This window comes from Mycolicibacterium parafortuitum (genome assembly GCF_002086815.1).
Taxonomy (GTDB): domain Bacteria; phylum Actinomycetota; class Actinomycetes; order Mycobacteriales; family Mycobacteriaceae; genus Mycobacterium; species Mycobacterium parafortuitum.
On record NZ_MVID01000002.1, the window covers coordinates 1 to 18,425 of the forward strand.

Consider the following 18,425-nt stretch of genomic DNA (forward strand, 5'->3'; position numbering starts at 1 on the left):
GCCCCCGAGGCCCCCGCCCCCGCGCCCGAAGCGGTGCCCTTCGACGCACTGTCCGCGCCTGCTCCGGTCGAGCCGGTGTCCGTGCCGGTGCCGGTCGAAGGTCGCCAGAGCGCGGTGATCGCCGCGGCCAACTGGGACGTCGCCCCCGCACCCGCCCCGGGTGAACCGCAGATGTGGTCGCTGGGGTTGGATGCGGCTCCGCTGCAGCCGGCGCCGGTTGCGCCGCCGCTGCCCCCGGTCGCCCCGGAACCGGTGCCTGCCCCGGCCCCGGCTGCGGTCGCCGCGCCTGCGGCCGATCCGCTGGCGGCTCCGGCTCCGGCCGAGGTGCCTCACCTGGCCAGCCCGGACAACCTGCCTCCCGGTACCGCACCGCTGCCGCAGGGACCCAAGCAGGGCCCGAACGTCACGTATCTGAAGGAGATCTGGCACGCGATCCAGACCCAGGAGATCTCGGGTTCGGATGCGCTGCTGGCCCTGACCCAGCGTCCGCTGACCGCAAACGACACCCGGACGCCGATCCCGGTCGGCGCGATGCCTCCGGCCGGCGCACCGGTGCCTGACGCGGCTGTCCCCGGTGCTCCTGCACCGCTGGCCGCGCCGCCCGCTCCGGCGGACGCCGCTGCTGCGCCGCTGCCGGCTCCGGGTGCCCCGGCCCCCGCCCCGGTGTTGCCTCCGGCCTGAGCCGGCCGCTGACCGCTACGCGCTGCCTGACCGCTGCGCTCCGCTACGCGCTGCCTGACCGCTGCGCTCCGCTACGCGCTGTTCACCCATTCGTCGGTGCCGTCGGCGAAGAACTGGTGCTTCCAGACCGGTAGCCGCTCCTTGACGCGGTCGACCAGGCGGGCGCAGGTCTCGAACGCCGCCCCGCGGTGATCCGCCGCGACGGCGGCGACCAGCGCGGCGTCTCCGATGTGCAGGATTCCGACGCGGTGGCTGACCGCGATGGCGCGCACCCCGTGGCTCTCGGCCGCGATCTCGGCGGCGACGTCGGCCAGCGTCTGCTCGGCGCTCGGATGGGCCGAGTACTCCAGCCGCGTCACACCGCGGCCGCCGTCGTGGTCACGCACCACACCCGCGAACGTGACCACCGCGCCCGCGGACTCGTGGGCGACCAGCGTCTCGTGTTCCGCGGTGTCGATCGGAGTCTCGGTCAGCGCGGCGCGCAGGACGGCGGTCATCGCGGGTGATCCTTGCCTTGCAGTTGGTCCAGCGCGTGGTCGAGCACGTCGGCCAGCACGCCGAGGCCGTCTTTGACGCCGCCGACCGAGCCGGGCAGGTTGACGATCAGTGTGCGCCCGGCGACGCCGCAGACGCCGCGGGACAGCACCGAGGTCGGCACGTGGGGCAGCCCGGACCGCCGGATCGCGTCGGCCAGGCCGGGGATCTGGTAGTCGAGGAGCTCCGCGGTGTACTGCGGGGTGGAGTCGGTCGGTGAGATGCCGGTGCCGCCGGAGGTCAGGATGACGTCGGGGCGCCCGGCGAGGGCGGTGCGCAGCGCCTGCGCGACGGGTTCGCCGTCGGCGACCACGACCGCCGCCGGGGTGCCGATGCCGCGGGCGTTGAGCCAGTCGACCAGGATCGGGCCGCAGCGGTCCTCGTAGACGCCCCCGGAGGCCCGGGTAGAGGCGATGACGACGACGCCGTAGCGCGTTGTCACCGGGTCCACGTCCCGGTCTTGCCGCCTTCCTTGTGCACCACCTGGATCCCGTCGATGCGGGCTGCCCGGTCCACCGCCTTGATCATGTCGTAGACCGTCAGCGCCGCGACGCTGACCGCGGTCAGGGCCTCCATCTCGACGCCGGTGCGGTCGGTGGTGCGCACCGTGGCGGTGATGCCGACGGCTCCGGGCGTGTCGTGGCCGCCGACGGTGAAATCGATGTCGACGCCGGTGATCGCCAGCGGATGACACAGCGGCACGAGATCGCTGGTGCGCTTGGCGGCCAGGATGCCCGCCACCCGTGCGGTCGCCAGCGCGTCACCCTTGGGCAGCCCGTTGGCAGAGATCATCGCGACGACGTCGGGCGTGGTGTGCACCGTGCCCTCGGCGACGGCGACACGCTTGGTCACGGCCTTGGCCGAGACGTCGACCATGTGGGCGGCGCCGGTCTCGTCGAGATGCGAGAGGCGGTCGGACACCGCTACTTGTTGACGACGGTGACAGCTTGGATGAAGGGGAGCTCTTCCGCCGGCAACGGGAATGTCACCTCACCGAACGGCGACAGAGCGCCGGTGCGGTCGGTGGCAAGCTCGCTGACCGCGTGGTCATCGGGATCGGTCGTCGGCCAGCCCGGATCGACGTAACGGTTCTTCTTGTCATCAGCCACGCTGACATTGTGGCAGGCCGATCGCCGACTGGCGACGTCGGGCGGCTCCTTTACGCTGGTCAGCGATGAGTGTTAAGAGTCCGGGCGTGCCCCTGGCCGCCTGGTTGGCCGAATCCGACGACGAACAGCTGATCACGCTGTTGCGTCTGCGGCCCGACCTCACCCAACCGCCGCCGGGCAGCATCGCGGCGTTGGCGGCCCGCGCGGCCGCCCGCCAGTCGGTCAAAGCGGCCACCGACGACCTGGACTTCCTGCATCTGGCGGTGCTCGACGCGCTGCTCACACTGCATGCCGACACCGGCACCGTGACGTTCACCGACCTGACCGCCCTGCTGGGCGAACGGGCCGACGGCGCCGACCTGCGGGCCGCGGTCGAGGACCTGTGCGTGCGGGCGCTGGTGTGGGGCGACCTGACCGGCGACGGTGCGCTGCGGGTCGCCGCCGAGGTGGCGTCGAGCCTGCCCTGGTACCCGGGCCAGGTCACCGTCGAGAGCACGTCGCTGTCGGCGGCCGAGATCACCGAAGCCCTCGCGTCGCTCGACGACCCCGCGCGCGACCTGCTGGACAAGCTGGTGGACGGCTCGCCGATCGGCCGCACCCGCGACGCGATGCCCGGTACCCCGCCGGACCGGCCGGTGCCGAGGCTGCTGGCCGCCGGGCTGCTGCGCCGCCTCGACGACGACACCGTGATCCTGCCGCGCGTGGTCGGCCAGGTGCTGCGCGGCGAGACCCCGGGCCCGGTCAGCCTGTCCCGTCCGGACCCGACGGTGACGAGGACCAAGGCCGCCGACGTCGACGCCGTCGCCGCAGGAGCGGCACTGGACTTCCTCCGCGAGACCGAGGTGGTTCTCGAAACCCTCAGTGAGGCACCGGTTCCCGAACTGCGCAGTGGCGGCCTGGGGATCCGTGAGGTCAAACGGCTGACCAAGGTCACCGGTATCGACGAACGCCGGCTGGGCCTGATCCTGGAGGTCGCGGCGGGGGCGGGTCTGATCGCACCCGGCATCCCGGAGCCGGATCCGAACGACACCGCCGCGTCGGCGTGGGCGCCGACGGTGGCCGCCGACCGGTTCATCGAGTCGACGCCTGCCGCCAAATGGCATCAGATGGCGACGGCATGGCTGGAACTGCCGGGCCGGCCGAGCTTGATCGGCAGCCGTGGCGCTGACGGAAAACCCTTTGCCGCACTGTCGGATTCGCTGTTCTCAACCGCCGCACCGCTGGACCGCCGGCTGTTACTGGAGACGCTGGCCGAGCTTGCCTCCGGCGCGGGTGTGGACGCCGACTCCGCGTCGCAGGCGATGATCTGGAAGCGCCCCCGATGGGCGGCCAGGCTGCAGCGCGAGCCCGTCGCCGATCTGCTCACCGAGGCGCACGCCGTCGGCGCGGTCGGGCGCGGCGCGCTCTGCACCCCGCTGCGGCGTCTGCTCGCCGGCGGTGACGACGACGTCGTGATCGCGGCGATGGACAAGGTGCTGCCCGCCCCGATCGACCACTTCCTGCTGCAGGCGGATCTGACGGTCATCGTTCCGGGCCCGTTGCAGCGTGACCTGGCCGAACAGTTGGCCGCCGTCGCAACCGTGGAATCCGCGGGCGCGGCGATGGTCTATCGCATCGACGAGTCGTCGGTGCGGCGCGCGCTGGACACCGGCAAGACCGCGGGCGGGCTACACGCACTGTTCGAACGGCATTCGAAAACGCCTGTCCCGCAGGCCCTGACGTATCTGATCGACGATGTCGCGCGCCGGCACGGGCAGTTGCGCGTGGGTATGGCGTCGTCGTTCGTGCGCTGCGAGGACGCCGCGCTGCTGGCCCAGGCCGTCGCCGCGCCCGCCACCGAGCAGGTGGAGTTGCGGCTGCTGGCCCCGACGGTCGCGGTGTCGCAGGCACCGATCTCGGAGGTGCTCAACGCGTTACGGGTCGCGGGCTTCGCCCCGGCCGCCGAGGACACCACCGGCGCCATCGTCGATCTGCGCAGCCGCGGCGCACGGGTGCCCGCACCGGGCCGTCGCCGCGGCTACCGGCACTCCACGGCGCCGACCGACCAGACCCTCGCCGCGATCGTCGCCGTGCTGCGCAAGGTCGCGTCGGCGCCGCCGACGGGTCTGCGGCTGGATCCCGCCGTCGCGATCTCGGAGCTGCAACAGGCCGCGCATCTGCAGGAGTCCGTCGTGATCGGCTATGTCGATCCCGCCGGGGTGGCGACCCAGCGGGTGGTGTCCCCGATCAACGTGCGTGGCGGGCAGCTGACCGCCTACGACCCGGCGTCGGGGCGGGTGCGGGAGTTCGCGATCCACCGCGTCACGTCGGTGGTGTCGGCGAACGCCAGCTGAGTCCGGCTACCGGAAGACGGTCACCGGCACCACCCCGGGCAGGGTGTTGCTGACACCGGAGTCGTCGGTGACGAACACCGACAGCACCCGGGTGACGCCGAGCACGTCGAGCAGCCCGCCGCCGTACTGGGTGGCCCGGAAGGTGACGGACTCCAGTGCCTGCTTGTACTGCGCGATGGTCGCCGTCCCGGTGAGGGTCAGCTCGCCGGTCGCGGTGTTGTACGACGCGGCGATCGGCACGCCGGAGATCGGTGTGTAGCCGAGGGTGTCGCCGGCGGTGAAGCGCTCGGCGATCCTGACCGACGCGCCGGTCAGCGTGGTCGAGTCGGTATCGGCGATGGTGGCCAGCGTGATCGGCTTGACCGTCGCTCCGACCTTCGGGAATGACAGGTCGGGCAGTCCGACGGTGACGACCGTCGGCCGGTCCGGGTTCTTGACCAGGGCCGCCGCGGCACCGGGCACGAGTGCGCTGAGCCCGGAATCGTCGATCACGTTGATGGTGACCGTCCGCGGCACACCCGCCCCGCCGGTGGCGGCGAACCGCACTGCTTCCAGCGCGGCCTCGTACTGGGCGACGGTCGCCGCACCCGACAGCGTGAGGGTGTCGGTGCCGTTCCAGATCGCGGTGATGGTTCCGCCGGGCGGGGTGGTGTAGCTCAGTGTGTCCCCGGCCTGGCGACCGGCGCCGAGCGCGACGGTGGCGCCGGCCAGCACCGGCGAGTCCAGATCCTCGATGGTCACCACCGGGGCGAGCACCACCGCGGGCTTGCCGATGGTGTGGGTGGGCGGCACGGCGGTGACCACGATCGTCGGCGGCAGCGGCACAAGCGAACTCGCGAACACGATGCCCGGGGCGGGGCTGGTGTCGCCGTCGGCTTCGGTGACGTCGATGGTCACGGTGCGGGGCAGCCCCATCTGGGTGGCGCTGAACGTGATGTTCTGCAGAACCTGCTGGTACTGCTCGACGGTCGCCTCCCCCGACAACGTCAGGGTCCAGTCGTTGGTCGCCACCACTCCGACCGGGTTTCCCGGCACCGCGGTGTATCCGAGCTTGTCACCGGCCACCCGGTTCAGCCCGATGGCGACCACCGCGCCGGTCAGCTTGCCGTCGTCGGCGTTCGCGATGGCGACCGAGGTCAGCAGCTTCACCGGCGGCTTGCCCAAGGTGTGGACGGGCAGCCCGACCGGAGTGACGAGAAGCGGCAGCTCGACTCCGAGGCCCGGCAGCACCGTCATCGCGACCGGGGTGGGAAGCAGGCTGTCGACGCCGTCGGCGTCGGTCAAGGTGATCTCGACCGTGCGGGCCACCAGTCCCAGCGAGGTGGCACTGAAAGTGATGGCCTTCAAAGCGGTTTCGTAGTCCTGCAGGGAGTGCGCACCTGTCAGTTCGATGGTGCGGTCGTCGATCTGGTTCACGCCCACGCTGATCCCCGCAGGCGCCACATACCCGAGCTTGTCGCCGGCGACCGCGGTCAGCGGGGTCATCTTGACCAGAACCCGCTGCAGCGACGCCGAGTCCAGGTCGGTGATCTCGGCGACCGACAGCAGTTTGACCGGCGCGCCACCCAGGAAGTACGGCAACCCGCCGGCGGCCAGCAGGGTCGGCGGGGCGGCCAGCGGCAGCCCGAGCACGGTCACCAGGGCCAGCGCGGGCACCAGGTTCGGCACCCCGTGTTCGTCGGTGATGGTGAACTCGACGGTCCGCGCGACCAACCCCAGATCGGTGGTGCTGAACGTGACCGCCTGCAGCGCGGCCTGGTAATCCGCCTGGCTGGCAAGGCCGCTCAGTTTCAACGTGTAGTCGTTGACCTGCTCGACGCCGATCTGGATCCCGTCGGGGGCGACGTAACCCAGCTTGTCGCCGGGTTGCCTGCCGAGGCCGATGGTGACCGTCGCCTCGTTCATCCGCGGCGAGTCGAGGTCGACGATGGTCGCCAGGGTCAGCAGGTTCACCGGGTCTCCGCCGAGCACGTAGGGCAGCAGCCGTCCGACGACGGCCAGTGTGGGTGGTGCCTGCACAATCGGTTCGGCGTCGAATTCGACGGTGACGGTGCGGTTGTCGGGTTGCGCGAGGCGGAAGAACCGCGCCACCGAGTGCAGCAGCTTCTGGATGCTGCCGAGCACGCCGGTCAGGTGTTCGGAGTCGTCGCGCACGACGATGTCGAACTTCACCGGCATGGGGTCGCCGAGGACCGGCAGTGTCGGGGTGAACAGGAACGTGTTGGTGGCGGGTACGCGGACCACCAGCCCGTTGGCCGGTTGCACGATGTCGAAGGTCAGCGGGTCGCCGTTGGGGTCTTCGACGTCGAGGGTGATCAGCACCTGGCCGGTGATGATCTGCTCGGTTTCCACCGGCTTGAGCAGCACCGGGGTCTTGTTGAAGAACGTGTGCGTGATCAGGCGTCGCACCCACGCCAGCACCGCGTCACCGACCGGGGACGGCGCGGGAAGCGCGGGATCCACCAACGGTGCAACGACATTCGACACCACGGCGTTGAGCACCGGCACGGTCGCGGTGGCCTGCGTCGCCGCGGCGTCCTCGGTGGCGGCCGTTGCCGGCTCCGATACCGCGGCCGGGGCGCTTCGCACCGGCGCGGCGGGCTTCTGTGGCGCGCCGCCGATCGGGGCGGACGGGGTTTCCTCGTCGCCGACCGGCACCTCAGGTTCGTCGGCGGTCTCGACCTCGGTGAGCACCTCGGGGTCCGCCGCGGCCTCGGCCTCGTCGTCTTCGGCGGCCGAGAAGCGGGCCGACCTGTCGGATGCGTCGTCGTCGCCGGCGGTATCGGCTGTTTCATCGGAGTCGTCGGCGTCGCGGGCGGCGTCCTTGGTGGAACCGCCGGTCGACGCCGAGGACCTGGTGGAGGCGGGCTTGGCGGGGCCGGCGTCAGCGGTCGATGTCGCCGACGAGGTCGACCCGGATGACGTCGCTCCGGATGAAGAGGAGTCGCCGTCGGAGTCGGCGTACGCGGTGGCCGAGTTCGCGACGGCGATCCCGATTCCGAGCGCCACCGCCAGCGCACCGACGCGGCCGACGTAGAGGGCGTACCGGGCCTGCGCCGGCTGCGGGACGGGACGGGACGCGCGCATCGATCGACCTCCGCTCTGTGCACAGTGTCCGGGGTCGGCCCGTCGGGCCGGTGGGTTCTCCCTCAGCGAAGGACACTAAGAGCAAAATAGTGACCCTCATCACAGATGCGCAAGGGCGGAAAGCGGCGCCGGCGGCGTTGCAATCTGACGAGGACTTCTGAACAGCGGCGATGCCGGCCCAGCGAATTAGAGCCTCCGACAATATGTCGGGCCTGACTGCCCGCGATCGGACCGCCGACGGTGTTCCCGCAATCTCGACGTCCTCAGCCCGGATCGCGGGCGCGGCGACCATGTCGGCCGACCCGGAATAATGGACAAACGTGACTTCATCCAGGCATCACCGCGGGAGCGCGCGTGACTGACGGCCCGCTCATCGTGCAATCCGACAAGACCGTGCTGCTCGAGGTCGACCACGAGCAGGCGGGGGCGGCGCGTGCCGCGATCGCCCCGTTCGCCGAGTTGGAGCGCGCGCCCGAGCACGTCCACACCTACCGCATCACCCCGCTCGCGCTGTGGAACGCGCGGGCAGCCGGACACGATGCCGAGCAGGTCGTCGACGCGTTGGTGTCGTTCTCCCGGTACGCCGTGCCGCAGCCGTTGCTCGTCGACATCGTCGACACGATGGCCCGCTACGGCCGGCTGCAGTTGGTCAAGCATCCCGCGCACGGTCTGACCCTGGTCAGCTTCGACCGCGCGGTGCTCGAAGAGGTGCTGCGGAACAAGAAGATCGCCCCGATGCTGGGCGCGCGGCTCGACGACGACACGGTGATCGTGCACAACAGCGAACGCGGCCGGGTCAAGCAGATGCTGCTCAAGATCGGTTGGCCTGCTGAGGATCTCGCGGGCTACGTCGACGGTGAAGCGCACCCGATCGACCTGCAGCAGGATGGGTGGGAGCTGCGCGATTACCAGCAGATGGCCGCCGACTCGTTCTGGGACGGCGGCTCAGGCGTCGTGGTGCTGCCGTGCGGTGCGGGCAAGACGCTCGTCGGCGCGGCGGCGATGGCCAAGGCCGGCGCGACGACGCTGATCCTGGTCACGAACACCGTCGCGGGGCGGCAGTGGAAGCGCGAGCTGATCGCGCGCACGTCGCTGACCGAAGAAGAGATCGGCGAGTACTCCGGTGAGCGCAAGGAGATTCGGCCCGTCACGATCGCGACGTATCAGGTGATCACCCGGCGCACCAAGGGTGAGTACAAGCACCTCGAGCTGTTCGACAGCCGCGACTGGGGCCTGATCATCTATGACGAGGTGCACCTGCTTCCCGCACCGGTGTTCCGGATGACCGCCGACCTGCAGTCGCGGCGCCGTCTCGGCCTGACCGCGACGCTGATCCGCGAGGACGGCCGTGAAGGCGATGTGTTCTCGCTGATCGGGCCGAAGCGGTATGACGCCCCGTGGAAGGACATCGAGGCCCAGGGCTGGATCGCGCCGGCGGAGTGCATCGAGGTGCGGGTCACGATGACCGACAACGAACGGATGCTCTACGCGACGGCCGAGCCGGAGGAGCGGTACAAGCTGTGCGCGACGGCGCACACCAAGATCGCCGTGGTGAAGTCGATCCTGGATCGGCACCCGAACGAGCCGACGCTGGTGATCGGCGCCTACCTCGACCAGCTCGACGAGCTCGGGGCCGAACTCGGCGCGCCGGTGATCCAGGGCTCGACCAAGACCGCCGAACGCGAGGAGCTGTTCGACGGTTTCCGGCGCGGCGAGATACGCACCCTGGTGGTCTCCAAGGTCGCGAACTTCTCCATCGACCTCCCGGAAGCCAGTGTCGCGGTGCAGGTTTCAGGGACCTTCGGATCACGCCAGGAGGAGGCCCAGCGCCTGGGCCGGCTGCTGCGGCCCAAGGCCGACGGCGGTGGCGCGGTGTTCTACTCGGTGGTGTCGCGTGACAGCCTCGACGCCGAGTACGCGGCGCACCGGCAGCGCTTCCTCGCCGAGCAGGGCTACGGCTATGTCATCAAGGATGCCGACGACCTGCTCGGGCCGGCGATCTGATCTGGTTGCTGGTTCTTCACCAGCCTGCCGATCCGGGCCGCGGCGGCAGTCCGGGAGCGACATCGCGGCGGAGGCGGAGGCCTCGACGCCCGCGGCGAGAAGTTTGGTTTGCTGGACGCACGCCACGCTTCAAGCGCGCGTCCAGCACGCAGAAGCTTAAACCAATATCGTGACCACGATAGCGAAATGTGACGAAGATCCTTCCCACCGAAAAAGTAAGGCTAACTTCACAGCCCGTCGCGCCGCAGCTTCCACCCTGTTCAGAGCGATATTTGCGGCTACAATCAGCAAATTTTCGCCTGCATCAATTCAGTTGCGGAGGGTGGCCCCGCCCGTTCCAGTCACCGGAAACCTGAGCCCGGGAGGCGCTCCCGAGCGCCGCGGAGGCCGTCGCGGGCCCGGCGTGTCGGCGCGCGCAAATCGCTATCTGGAGGTTGCCACGACCCCGCCGACGGCGGCTTCCGTCGGGCACAACCGGCGGACGGCACATGCCGTCCGGCAGCAGCGGGTCCGGCGTCGGCCTGACGTCAGAGTCAGTATTTGCCTTCTGTGACGCGGCGCATCACGACAGGGCCGGGATGACCTCGCGCTCGAACAGTTCGATGCCGGATCTGTCGTAGGCGGCTTCGGGGAAATAGCAGATCACGTACTCGCAGCCCAGACCCTGCAATCGCTGCAGCGTCTCGACCAGTTGCTCCGGGGTGCCGCTGCCGGCCTGCGGGGTGCTCATCGAATCGAGCATCGCGTCCGCGGCCGCGTCGCCGGTGAGCGAACTGATCCGCGAGCGCACGCGGGCCAGCCGATCCTTGACGTCGGACTCGGAGCTTCCGACCACGGCGTTGATGTTGGCCGAGCGCACGATCGCGTCGAAATCGGTGCCGACGTCCTTACAGTGCCCGGCCAGCACGTCCGACTTGTGCTTGAAACCTTCGGGATCGGAGGTGAAGTTGGTGTACTGCGCGTATTTGGCGGCGATCTTCAGGGTGACTTTCTCACCGCCACCGGCGATCCAGAGCGGGATCCCGTCCTCCTGCAGCGGCCGCGGCTCCACGATCGCTCCACTGACCTGGTAGTGCTTACCGTCGAACGACACCGTGCCGTCGCGCCAGGCGTCCCGCATGATCTGGACGCCTTCGTCGAGGCGGCCCAGCCGAACCCCCGCCGACGGGAACCCGTAGCCGTAGGCCCGCCACTCGTGTTCGTACCAGCCACCGCCGATACCCATCTGGATCCGCCCGCCCGAGATGATGTCGGCAGTCGCGGCCACCTTGGCGAGATAGGCCGGGTTGCGGTAGCTCATCGCGGTGCACATCTGCCCCAGCTTGATCCGCGAGGTCGTCGCGGCGTAGGCGGACATCAACGACCAGGCTTCGTGGGTGGCCTCGGCGGTCGGCACCGGCACGGTGTGGAAGTGGTCGTAGACCCACAGAGAATCCCATGCGTCGCCGGAGTCGACATAGCCTGCGAGTTCGCTCATCACTCGCCACTGGTCACGCGGTTCGATTCCGACGAGGTCGAGACGCCAGCCTTGCGGGATGAACAATCCGAAGCGCATGCCCCCGACTCTATGTCGCCGTTCGCATCTGCGAAACGTCGCCGAACGTGTCGCCCGCCGTGAGTAGCGTGCGATATATGCCACTTTCCAAAGAAGAACGCCGACAGTTCCTCGCCGAACCGCATATCGCAGCGCTGTCCGTCGCCAACGGTCCCGATCGTGGACCGTTGACCGTCCCGATCTGGTACCAGTACACGCCGGGCGGTGAGCTGTGGTTCTCCACCGGCGCCGGCTCACGTAAGCATCAGCTGATCGAGGCCGCCGGCTTCGTCTCGCTGATGGTCGAGCGGCTCGAGCCCTCCGTGCGCTACGTCGCGGTGGACGGGCCGGTACTGCGTATCGAGCCCGGCACCGACGACCAACTCGTCGAGATGACCAAGCGCTACCTGCCGCCCGACAAGGTCGAGGGCTACCTGGAATTCGCCCGCCGCGAGCACGGGGATAGCGTGGCCGTGTTCGTCGAGCCCAAGCACTGGTTGTCCTCGGACCTCGGATCGCTGTAGGGCTTCATCCGCCGGGGTAGAGCGCCGCGACGGCGGGCAGGCTGACCTTCAACGCCGGATTGCGCGGCAGCTCGTCGACGGCGGCGAACGCCACCGGGACGGTGTAGACGGGCAGTTCCTGCCGCACAAGGTCTTTGAGCTCCTCATCGGGCGGGGTGTCGCGTCCCGGCTCGACCTCGATCGCGGCGAACGGTACCTGACCCAGGCGGGCGTCGGGCACACCGACCACGCATGCGTCGCGGACCGCGGGGTGCGATATCAGCACGCGCCGGACCTCCTCGGGCTGCACCTTGAACCCGCCCCGGTTGATCGCGCCGTCGGCGCGCCCGTGCAGGGTGACGAACCCGTCGGTGTCGATGCTGGCGATGTCGGTGGTCCGGATCCAGTCCGGACCGATCGGCGCGACCCGTGCCTCCAGCAGTCCCGGCTGCCCGGCGGGCAGTTCGGCGCCGGTATCCGCGTCGACGATCCGCAGGGCGGTGTCGGGAAGGGCGCGTCCGACGCTGTTGCGCTTGCTGTGGCCGAACTCGGCGATCATGTCGTCGGTCCACGCGCACAGCGATCCGGCGAACTCGGTTGCGCCGTAAGCTAATCGGATCGGGACCCCGTACTTCGCCTCGAACTCGTCGCGGGTCTCGGGGTCGAGTGGGCCCGATGCGCTGATCAGGAACTCCAGCGATGCGAGGTCCTCCTTCGGCACATCGGCGTCGAGCAGCATCCGGATCACGGCGGGCTGCACACCGGCGCGCGCCACCCGGTGCCGTCGGACCGCGTCCACCCAGCCCTCGACGGAGAACCGCTCCAGCATCGCGATCCGGCGACCGTTGTAGATACCGGCGATCAGCTGGCACACCCCGATGCCGCCGAACTGCCAGTACGCGAACTCCGGCGGCGCGCCCTCGGAAGCCCTCTCCCCCGCCGTCACGCTGAACACCGTGCGGCTGAGCACATGGGTCGGGATCGACTGCCGCTTCGGCGGCCCGGTAGTGCCGCTGGTCAGGATCTTCAGCGCGATGCCGGGTTCGGCGGGGGCATGGCGCCGGGAGGTGTCGCGGCGTTCCAGACGTCCGACGGCCGACACGATCGGGGCGTGCAGCGAGATCGCCAGGCCCGCACTGCCGATGCGCTGTGCGGCGTGCACCACCGGTTCGGCCCAGTCCTCGGCGTCGGCCACCACCGCGGCCAGGTTGAGCTTCTCGACGTCACCGGCGACCGCCTCGGCGGACTGAAACGAGTAGATCATCGCGACGGTCCGACCGGCAGCCAGAAAACCGGCGATGGCCGCCGCGTGTGGGAGTCGGTTGCGCACGATCAGGCCGACGGGGGCGTCGTCGGGAACGCCCGCCGCACGCAGGCCCGAGGTGATCGCGGTGCCGTACGCCGCCACCTCGTGGCCGGAGTACCAGCGTCCGTCGAACTCGATGCACGGCCGGTCCCCGTAGCCGTCCAGCGCTGCCGCGATGCTTTCGGTAAGCCCTTCGGTCACTCATTCATTCTGCGGTATCGCCTCCGTACGACGTCACGAACCGGTGAACGCGCTGCGATAGTCGCTGGGGGTGGTGTGGATCTGACGGACGAAGTGGTGCCGGTAGGTCACCGCGGACTCGAACCCGACCCGGTCGGCGATCTGCTCGATCGACAGGTCCGAGGACTCCAGTAGTTCCAGGCTGGCCTGCACGCGCTGGCCGATCAGCCATTTGATCGGTGTCGTGCCGGTGGCTTTCGCGAACTGACGCAGATAGCTGCGCCGCGACAGCGCGGACCGCTCGGCGAGCTCGTCGAGGGTGATCGGCTGATCGAGATGTTCGAGGGCCCAGGCCATTCCGGCGGCGATGCGCCCGTCGGTCGCCGGCTCGGGCACCGGCGTCTCGATGTACTGGGCCTGTCCCCCGGCTCGGTGCGGGGAGATCACCAGCCGTCGCGCGACGTCGTTGGCGACCCGCACGCCGTGGTCGCAGCGCACGATGTGCAGGCACAGATCCAGGCCTGCCGCGCAGCCCGCGCTGGTGAGCACGCGGCCGTTGTCGACGTAGAGCGGCGCCGGATCGATCTCGATGCCGGGGTAGGTCTGCCGCAGCTGTTCGGCGTAGATCCAGTGCGTGGTCGCCTTGCGGCCGTCGAGCACGCCGGCCGCGGCGAGCGCGAACGCTCCCGAGCAGATCGACACCAGACGCGCCCCGCGTGCGTCGGCGGTCTTGATCGCATCGACGAGCTCGGCCGACACAGGGTCGTCGACGTCGCGCACGCTCGGGATCACCAGGGTGTCGGCGTCGGCGAGGTCGGACAGGCCGTACGCGGTGCGCACCGTCGCGCCGCCGAGCAACCGCAGTTCGTCGGCTTCGGCGCACAGCTTCACCGAGTACCACGGCCGTTTCAGGCCCGCCGAGAATCTCGCGGACAGCTCGGTCATCCCGAAGATCTCGGCCGCCAGGCCGGACTCGAATCCGGACATCCCGTCGTAGGCGAGGATCGCCACGGTGTGCATGTCACTATCTTAACGAATATCGGCACTAGGGCCACTGTCGGCGACGGCGTCTTCCGCGCATGCTGGATCGCATGTTGTACAGAAAGCCCTCGTCCCGGGCCCGTCTCTGGACGAAGCTGTTGTCCCACAGCATGTTCGGCCCTATCGTGCGGATCGCCGCCGGCATCCACACCGGAAACGGCCTCGCCCACGGGATTCCCGCATCACCAGACTCCCCGTCGCGCCGAACGCACGCATTTTGAGCGAATCCGGCCGGCGGTTTCCGCGCAGAAACCGTGCACCCGGCGCACCTGGACAACGCAAAAGCCCCCGCGACACCAGGTCGCGGGGGCTTTCGCGTGGAGAAACTACGACGTCAGCGACGCCGGGGGGTTGAACCGGTCGCCGTAGCGCTCGGCCAGCTGCTTGGCCCGTGCGACGAACGCGTCCTTGCCGATACCGAGTTCACCCTCGTAGCCGACGATGAACTGCGCGGAACCGCCGGTGTAAGGCGGGTAGCCGATGCCCATGATCGAGCCGATGTTCGCATCGGCGGTCGAGGTCAGCACGCCCTCGTCGAGGCACTTCTGGGTCTCCAGCGCCTCGGCGAACAGCATGCGGTCGATCATGTCCTGCAGCGGGATATCGACCGCGCCGGAGCCGAAGGTGTCGGCCAGGCCCGGCCACAGACCCACGCGCTTGCCGTCGACGTACTCGTAGAAGCCCGCGCCCTTGAGCCGCGACGGACGACCGATCTCGATCATCTTGTTCACGACGGCCTCGGCCGGATGCGGCTCGTAGGCCGCACCGCTGGCCTCGGCGGCCTTGCGGGTCTCGGTCGCGATCTTCTGCATCAGCTCCAGGTTGAGCTCGTCGGAGAGCTGCAGCGGCGCTGCCGGGTAGCCGGCCTGCGCACCCGCCTGCTCGATGCTGGCCGCGGGCACACCCTCACCCAGCATCGCGAGCGCCTCGTTGACGAAGGTGCCGATGACGCGGCTGGTGAAGAAGCCGCGGCTGTCGTTGACCACGATCGGGGTCTTACCGATGGCCAGCGTGTAGTCGAACACCCGGGCCAGCGCCTCGTCGGAGGTCTTCTCGCCCTTGATGATCTCCACCAGCGGCATCTTGTCGACCGGGCTGAAGAAGTGGATGCCGATGAAGTCCTCCTGGCGCTTCACCCCGGTCGCGAGACCGGTGATCGGCAGCGTGGAGGTGTTGGAGCCCAGCAGCGCGTTCGGCTCGACGATGTCCTCGATCTCCTGGAACACCTTGTGCTTGAGTTCCTGGTTCTCGAAGACGGCCTCGATCACGAAGTCGACGCCCTTGAGGTCGGCGGCGTCCGCGGTCGGAGTGATCTTGGCGAGCAGCGCGTCGGAGCGCTCCTTGGTGGTGCGTCCGCGCTCGAGCGCCTTGGCCTCGATCTTCTCCGAGTACGCCTTGCCCTTGTCGGCTGCTTCCTGCGAAACATCCTTGAGCACGACGTCGTAACCGGCCTTGGCCGACACGTAGGCGATACCGGCGCCCATCATGCCTGCGCCGAGCACGCCGATCTTCTTGATCTCCTGCTTGGCGATGCCGTCGGGCCGGGATGCGCCGCCGTTGATCGCCTGCAGATCCAGGAAGAACGCCTGGATCATGTTCTTGGCGACCTGGCCGGTGACCAGGCTGACGAAGTAGCGGCTCTCGATGCGGGTCGCGGTGTCGAAGTCCACCAGCGCACCTTCGACCACGGCGTCGAGGATGGCGCGCGGTGCCGGCATCGGCGCACCCTTGAGCTGCTTCTTCAGCAGCGCGGGGAACGACGGCAGGATCGCGGCCAGCGCCGGGCTGGTCGGGGTACCGCCGGGCATCTTGTAGCCCTTGGCGTCCCACGGCTGGGTGTGCGCCTCCGGGTTGGCCTTGATCCAGGCTTTCGCGGCGGGGATCAATTCCTCGACGCTGCCGACCAATTCGTCGACCAGACCGATCTCCTTGGCCTTACCCGGCTTGAACCGGGTGCCCTGGGACAGGATCTCCATGAACGCCTTCTGGATGCCGAACATGCGTACGGTGCGCGCGACACCGCCGCCACCGGGCAGCAGGCCCAGGGTCACCTCGGGCAGCCCGATCACCACGCCGCGCACATCGGCGACGATGCGGTGATGGGTGGCCAGCGCGATCTCCAGGCCGCCACCGAGGGCGGCACCGTTGATGGCCGAAACAACCGGAACGCCAAGGGTTTCCAGCTTGCGCAGGTCGGCCTTGATGGCCTCGACCTCGGCGAACATCTCGGCGGCGTCCTCGGGACCCACCTTGATCATGCCCTTGAGGTCACCGCCTGCGAAGAAGGTCTTCTTCGCGCTGGCGATCACCACACCGGTGATCGAATCCTTTTCCGCAGCAAGCTTTTCCACCGCGTTGTGCATCGACTCGCGGTAGTGCTCGTTCATCACGTTGGCCGAACCCGTGGGGTCGTCCAGCGTCAGGGTGACGATGCCGTCGGCATCCTTGTCCCACTTGATCGTGTTCTCTGCCATGTCTTTCAGGCTCCTCAGACTCGCTCGATGATGGTCGCAACACCCATGCCGCCGCCCACGCACAGCGTGATCAGCGCACGGCGAGCGCCGCGGCGCTCGAGCTCGTCGACCATGGTTCCGGTGATCATGGCGCCGGTGGCGCCCAGCGGGTGGCCCATCGCGATGGCGCCACCGTTGACGTTGAGCTTCTCGTCCGGGATGCCCAGGTCCTTCTGGAACTTCAGCACCACCGACGCGAACGCCTCGTTGAGCTCGAACAGGTCGATGTCGTCGACGGTCAGGCCGGCACGGTCGAGCACCTTCTTGGTGGCCGGGGTCGGGCCGGTCAGCATGATGACCGGGTCGGCGCCGGAGGTGGCGGTCGCGACGATGCGCGCCCGCGGGGTCAGGTTTTGCGCGGCCCCCGCCTTCTCGGAGCCGATCAGCACCAGCGCGGCGCCGTCGACGATGCCCGAGCTGTTGCCGCCGGTGTGGACGTGGTTGATCTTCTCCACGAAGTGGTACTTCTGCAGCGCCACGTCGTCGAAGCCGCCCATCGCGCCGACGCCCTCGAACGCGGACTTCAGCTTGCCCAGGCTTTCCACCGTGGTGCCGGGGCGGATGTGCTCGTCATGGTCGAGAACGACCAGGCCGTTCTGATCCTTGACCGGGACGACGGACTTGGCGAAGTAGCCGCCCGACCACGCTGCGGCCGCGCGCTCCTGCGAGCGCGCCGCGTAGGCGTCGACGTCCTCGCGGGAGAAGCCCTCGATGGTGGCGATCAGGTCGGCGCCGATGCCCTGCGGGACGAAGCCGATGCGGTAGTTGGTCTCCGGGTCGGCCGCCCAGGCGCCGCCGTCGGATCCCATCGGCACGCGGCTCATGGATTCGACGCCGCCGGCCAGCACCAGGTCGTCCCAGCCGGAGCGGACCTTCTGCGCGGCCATGTTCACGGCCTCCAGGCCGGAGGCGCAGAAGCGGTTGAGCTGGACGCCGCCGGTGGTTTCGGGGAGCTTCGCGACCAGGCCCGCGGTGCGGGCGATGTCGCCACCCTGGTCACCGACCGGCGAGACGACGCCGAGGATCAGGTCGCTGATCAGGTTCTCGTCCAGGTCGGGGAAGCGGGTGCGGAGCTCGTCGATCAGGCCGACGACCAGGTTGACCGGCTTGATCTCGTTGAGCGCGCCGCCGCGCTGCTTGCCGCGTGGGGTGCGGATGGCTTCATAGATGAAGGCTTCTTCGGACATGTGTTCTCCAGGTCCTGTTCAGGGGTTTCGCGGACAGTCATCCGCGGGGAGGCTGCTCCTCTGTGCGCGATGCTAGCAGCCTCGCCCAACCGCTTGGTTGGGCCACCTGGAGGGGAGCATTTTCGCTCAGCAGACGCAAACTCGCACGGTTCCGGCGGGAACCGTGCGAGTTTGTGTCTGGTCGCGGGAGCCGAGGGTCAGTCCGAGGCGCCCTCCGTGTCATCGAAGAACGACCACTCGCCGTCGTGCTCGACTTCCATGCGCCAGCCGAGCTCGGAGTTGTCGGCCTTCTGGTCGACGAACCAGGCGTGCGCGTCCTCCGCGCTCTCGATGTCCTTCGTGTCGACGACCTCGCCCTTGGGATTCAGAACACGGTATGTAGCCATGCCCGACGTTCTTCCCGCGCTCCGGCG

At 69.2% G+C, this 18,425-nt stretch carries 14 protein-coding genes and 1 pseudogene; 4 read left to right on the forward strand and 11 right to left on the reverse strand.

The genetic code is table 11. The features are described from left to right. Nucleotides 1-681: pseudogene (locus tag BST38_RS02610) on the forward strand (transglycosylase family protein); the annotation flags it as partial. A 71-nt stretch (nucleotides 682-752) separates the two neighbouring features. On the opposite strand, the gene BST38_RS02615 reads toward BST38_RS02610, so the two are convergent. From BST38_RS02615 to BST38_RS02630, 4 genes are read right to left on the reverse strand one after another with little or no spacing between them, the layout of a single operon-like run. Beyond that, nucleotides 753-1,178 (reverse strand): molybdenum cofactor biosynthesis protein MoaE, encoded by a 426-nt coding sequence (locus BST38_RS02615; RefSeq protein ID WP_083141703.1) that lies wholly within the window; start codon nucleotides 1,176-1,178, stop codon nucleotides 753-755. Continuing rightward, nucleotides 1,175-1,657 carry a MogA/MoaB family molybdenum cofactor biosynthesis protein gene (locus BST38_RS02620; protein WP_083142078.1) on the reverse strand — a complete coding sequence of 161 codons (483 nt, stop codon included), beginning with the start codon at nucleotides 1,655-1,657 and terminating at the stop codon, nucleotides 1,175-1,177. The genes BST38_RS02615 and BST38_RS02620 overlap by 4 nt, the downstream gene beginning before the upstream one ends. Then, a complete protein-coding gene (moaC, locus tag BST38_RS02625; RefSeq protein ID WP_083141704.1) occupies nucleotides 1,654-2,136 on the reverse strand; it encodes a cyclic pyranopterin monophosphate synthase MoaC in 483 nt (160 codons plus the stop codon). The genes BST38_RS02620 and moaC overlap by 4 nt, the downstream gene beginning before the upstream one ends. Before the next feature lie 2 nt (nucleotides 2,137-2,138). Beyond that, nucleotides 2,139-2,324 (reverse strand): hypothetical protein, encoded by a 186-nt coding sequence (locus BST38_RS02630; RefSeq protein ID WP_083141705.1) that lies wholly within the window; start codon nucleotides 2,322-2,324, stop codon nucleotides 2,139-2,141. 65 nt (nucleotides 2,325-2,389) lie between these two features. Between BST38_RS02630 and BST38_RS02635 the strand changes: the two genes are divergently transcribed. Next, a complete protein-coding gene (locus BST38_RS02635; RefSeq protein ID WP_083141706.1) occupies nucleotides 2,390-4,657 on the forward strand; it encodes a helicase-associated domain-containing protein in 2,268 nt (755 codons plus the stop codon). A 6-nt stretch (nucleotides 4,658-4,663) separates the two neighbouring features. Here BST38_RS02635 and BST38_RS02640 read toward each other — a convergent pair whose 3' ends face one another. Further along, on the reverse strand, nucleotides 4,664-7,744 hold the full coding sequence (locus BST38_RS02640; protein WP_083141707.1) for a hypothetical protein: 3,081 nt from the start codon (nucleotides 7,742-7,744) through the stop codon (nucleotides 4,664-4,666). A gap of 354 nt (nucleotides 7,745-8,098) precedes the next feature. Here BST38_RS02640 and BST38_RS02645 point away from each other — a divergent pair, with 354 nt between their 5' ends. Beyond that, nucleotides 8,099-9,748 (forward strand): DNA repair helicase XPB, encoded by a 1,650-nt coding sequence (locus tag BST38_RS02645; RefSeq protein WP_083141708.1) that lies wholly within the window; start codon nucleotides 8,099-8,101, stop codon nucleotides 9,746-9,748. Nucleotides 9,749-10,310: 562 nt separating this feature from the next. Here BST38_RS02645 and BST38_RS02650 read toward each other — a convergent pair. Continuing rightward, nucleotides 10,311-11,303, reverse strand: a complete 993-nt coding sequence (locus tag BST38_RS02650) for an LLM class F420-dependent oxidoreductase (protein ID WP_083141709.1) — start codon at nucleotides 11,301-11,303, stop codon at nucleotides 10,311-10,313. A gap of 77 nt (nucleotides 11,304-11,380) precedes the next feature. Between BST38_RS02650 and BST38_RS02655 the strand changes: the two genes are divergently transcribed. Then, nucleotides 11,381-11,806 carry a pyridoxamine 5'-phosphate oxidase family protein gene (locus BST38_RS02655; RefSeq protein ID WP_083141710.1) on the forward strand — a complete coding sequence of 142 codons (426 nt, stop codon included), beginning with the start codon at nucleotides 11,381-11,383 and terminating at the stop codon, nucleotides 11,804-11,806. 4 nt (nucleotides 11,807-11,810) lie between these two features. Here the strand turns inward: BST38_RS02655 and BST38_RS02660 are convergent, their stop codons facing one another. From BST38_RS02660 to BST38_RS02680, 5 genes are all read right to left on the reverse strand, one after another. Next, on the reverse strand, nucleotides 11,811-13,292 hold the full coding sequence (locus tag BST38_RS02660) for a class I adenylate-forming enzyme family protein (RefSeq protein ID WP_083141711.1): 1,482 nt from the start codon (nucleotides 13,290-13,292) through the stop codon (nucleotides 11,811-11,813). A gap of 33 nt (nucleotides 13,293-13,325) precedes the next feature. Continuing rightward, on the reverse strand, nucleotides 13,326-14,291 hold the full coding sequence (locus BST38_RS02665; RefSeq protein WP_083141712.1) for a helix-turn-helix domain-containing protein: 966 nt from the start codon (nucleotides 14,289-14,291) through the stop codon (nucleotides 13,326-13,328). A 347-nt stretch (nucleotides 14,292-14,638) separates the two neighbouring features. After that, nucleotides 14,639-16,786 (reverse strand): 3-hydroxyacyl-CoA dehydrogenase NAD-binding domain-containing protein, encoded by a 2,148-nt coding sequence (locus BST38_RS02670; RefSeq protein WP_083141713.1) that lies wholly within the window; start codon nucleotides 16,784-16,786, stop codon nucleotides 14,639-14,641. Between the two features lie 14 nt (nucleotides 16,787-16,800). Further along, entirely contained in the window at nucleotides 16,801-18,012 is a 1,212-nt protein-coding gene (locus BST38_RS02675) for an acetyl-CoA C-acetyltransferase (RefSeq protein ID WP_083141714.1), read from the reverse strand. 197 nt (nucleotides 18,013-18,209) lie between these two features. Beyond that, complete coding sequence (locus tag BST38_RS02680; RefSeq protein WP_083141715.1) at nucleotides 18,210-18,398, reverse strand: hypothetical protein; 189 nt, start codon at nucleotides 18,396-18,398, stop codon at nucleotides 18,210-18,212. Nucleotides 18,399-18,425 lie beyond the last annotated feature (27 nt).

What these genes read in the sequence shown, in the direction of transcription:
- BST38_RS02615 (WP_083141703.1), bottom strand. Translation starts at nt 1,178, where the DNA reads ATGACCGCCGTCCTGCGCGCCGCGCTGACCGAGACTCCGATCGACACC.
- BST38_RS02635 (WP_083141706.1), top strand. Translation starts at nt 2,390, where the DNA reads ATGAGTGTTAAGAGTCCGGGCGTGCCCCTGGCCGCCTGGTTGGCCGAA.
- BST38_RS02640 (WP_083141707.1), bottom strand. Translation starts at nt 7,744, where the DNA reads ATGCGCGCGTCCCGTCCCGTCCCGCAGCCGGCGCAGGCCCGGTACGCC.
- BST38_RS02650 (WP_083141709.1), bottom strand. Translation starts at nt 11,303, where the DNA reads ATGCGCTTCGGATTGTTCATCCCGCAAGGCTGGCGTCTCGACCTCGTC.
- BST38_RS02655 (WP_083141710.1), top strand. Translation starts at nt 11,381, where the DNA reads ATGCCACTTTCCAAAGAAGAACGCCGACAGTTCCTCGCCGAACCGCAT.
- BST38_RS02665 (WP_083141712.1), bottom strand. Translation starts at nt 14,291, where the DNA reads ATGCACACCGTGGCGATCCTCGCCTACGACGGGATGTCCGGATTCGAG.
- BST38_RS02670 (WP_083141713.1), bottom strand. Translation starts at nt 16,786, where the DNA reads ATGGCAGAGAACACGATCAAGTGGGACAAGGATGCCGACGGCATCGTC.
- BST38_RS02675 (WP_083141714.1), bottom strand. Translation starts at nt 18,012, where the DNA reads ATGTCCGAAGAAGCCTTCATCTATGAAGCCATCCGCACCCCACGCGGC.
- BST38_RS02680 (WP_083141715.1), bottom strand. Translation starts at nt 18,398, where the DNA reads ATGGCTACATACCGTGTTCTGAATCCCAAGGGCGAGGTCGTCGACACG.